2 rRNA genes (1 of these 2 cut by a window edge) are annotated in these 2,500 nt (G+C 54.6%); both read left to right on the top strand.

From position 1 onward, the window contains the following. Positions 1-2,088, top strand: a 23S ribosomal RNA gene (locus ACR0AC_RS21150); it begins 744 nt to the left of the window's first position. A gap of 283 nt (positions 2,089-2,371) precedes the next feature. Then, positions 2,372-2,486 (top strand): 5S ribosomal RNA (gene rrf, locus ACR0AC_RS21145). Positions 2,487-2,500: the final 14 nt, after the last annotated feature.

Raw genomic sequence — 2,500 nt, 5'->3', positions numbered from 1 at the left:
CTGGAGGACCGAACCCACATCCGTTGAAAAGGATCGGGATGAGCTGTGCCTAGGGGTGAAAGGCCAATCAAACTCGGAGATAGCTGGTTCTCTGCGAAATCTATTTAGGTAGAGCGTCATCCGAATACCCCGGGGGGTAGAGCACTGGATGGGTAATGGGGCCCCACAGGCTTACTGATCCTAACCAAACTCCGAATACCCGGGAGTACTAGATGGCAGACACACTGCGGATGCTAACGTCCGTAGTGGAGAGGGAAACAACCCTGACCTACGACTAAGGCCCCCAATTCATGGCTAAGTGGGAAAGCAGGTGGGACGACCAAAACAACCAGGAGGTTGGCTTAGAAGCAGCCATCCTTTAAAGATAGCGTAACAGCTCACTGGTCTAAATAAGTTGTCCTGCGGCGAAGATGTAACGGGGCTCAAGCCATGAGCCGAAGTCTAGGGATGCGTAAGCATCGGTAGCAGAGCGTAGTGTGACATAGTTCCTATCCTCTTTAGCGTCTTTCGGGACGCCTTGGAGGATATTTGGAGCTTTCGATGAAGCGGGCGCGTGAGCGATCCCGTGGAGAGATCACTAGTGAGAATGATGACATGAGTAGCGACAAAGAGTGTGAGAGACACTCTCGCCGAAAGTCCAAGGGTTCCTGCTTAAAGCTAATCTGAGCAGGGTAAGCCGGCCCCTAAGCCGAGGCCGAAAGGCGTAGGCGATGGGAACTAGGTTAATATTCCTAGGCCAGGAGGATGTGACGGATCACAGGTGTAGTTCAATCTTATCGGATTGATTGGGCTGCTGAGTGGTTCCTGGAAATAGCCCTCCATCAGACCGTACCCTAAACCGACACAGGTGGACTGGTAGAGCATACCAAGGCGCTTGAGAGAACGATGTTGAAGGAACTCGGCAAAATACCTCCGTAAGTTCGCGAGAAGGAGGCCCGGTTCCTAGGCAACTAGGGGCTGGGGGCACAAACCAGGGGGTGGCGACTGTTTATTAAAAACACAGGGCTCTGCGAAGTCGCAAGACGACGTATAGGGTCTGACGCCTGCCCGGTGCCTGAAGGTTAAAAGGAGAGGTGAGAGCCTTGAATTGAAGCCCAGGTAAACGGCGGCCGTAACTATAACGGTCCTAAGGTAGCGAAATTCCTTGTCGGGTAAGTTCCGACCTGCACGAATGGCGTAACGACTTCCCCGCTGTCTCCAACATCGACTCAGCGAAATTGAATTGCCTGTCAAGATGCAGGCTTCCCGCGGTTAGACGGAAAGACCCCGTGCACCTTTACTACAGCTTCGCACTGGCATCAGGATTGTGATGTGCAGGATAGGTGGTAGGCTTTGAAGCGGAAACGCAAGTATCCGTGGAGCCTCCCTTGAGATACCACCCTTCGCACTCTTGATGTCTAACCGCGGTCCGTTATCCGGATCCGGGACCCTGCGTGGCGGGTAGTTTGACTGGGGCGGTCGCCTCCTAAAGCGTAACGGAGGCGCGCGAAGGTTGGCTCAGAGCGGTCGGAAATCGCTCGTTGAGTGCAATGGCAGAAGCCAGCCTGACTGCAAGACTGACAAGTCGAGCAGAGTCGAAAGACGGCCATAGTGATCCGGTGGTCCCGAGTGGAAGGGCCATCGCTCAACGGATAAAAGGTACGCCGGGGATAACAGGCTGATACTGCCCAAGAGTCCATATCGACGGCAGTGTTTGGCACCTCGATGTCGGCTCATCTCATCCTGGGGCTGGAGCAGGTCCCAAGGGTACGGCTGTTCGCCGTTTAAAGAGGTACGTGAGCTGGGTTTAGAACGTCGTGAGACAGTTCGGTCCCTATCTGCCGTGGGTGTAGGAGACTTGAGAGGAGTTGCCCCTAGTACGAGAGGACCGGGGTGAACGATCCACTGGTGGACCAGTTGTCGTGCCAACGGCAGTGCTGGGTAGCTATGATCGGACAGGATAACCGCTGAAGGCATCTAAGCGGGAAGCCCCCCTCAAAACAAGGTCTCCCTGAGGGCCGTGGAAGACCACCACGTCAATAGGCCGGAGATGTAAGCGCAGTAATGCGTTCAGTTGACCGGTACTAATCGCCCGATAGGCTTGATTTGATCCAGTAACAGAAAGACAAACCCAACCGCCTCAAACAGAGACGGTAGGCGATCAAACAAGACCAAAAGCATACACCAAACTTGACAATGGATGACTAAGACGCGGGAACGCGCATTCGTAAACGAATACGCTGCCTCCCGCTCGTCGCTTTTGCTGCGCAAACAGCGACGGTGTTGATTGATTAACACAACCGTGCAGGACCGCGCATTCGCAAGCGAATACGCTGCCTCCTGCGCGTCGCGCTTTTGCTTCGCAAAAGTCGCGACGGGGGCTTTTCCTCGGTTTGGTGGTCATAGCGCAAGTGAAACACCCGGTCCCATACCGAACCCGGAAGTTAAGCACTGCCGCGCCAATGGTACTTGGGCTTAAGCCCCGGGAGAGTAGGTCACCGCCAAACCTAGTAAAAGCCCA

Source organism: Ruegeria sp. H7 (genome assembly GCF_056532945.1).
Note: the sequence above shows the minus strand (reverse complement) of the source record. Positions and strands in the feature narration are given on the sequence as shown.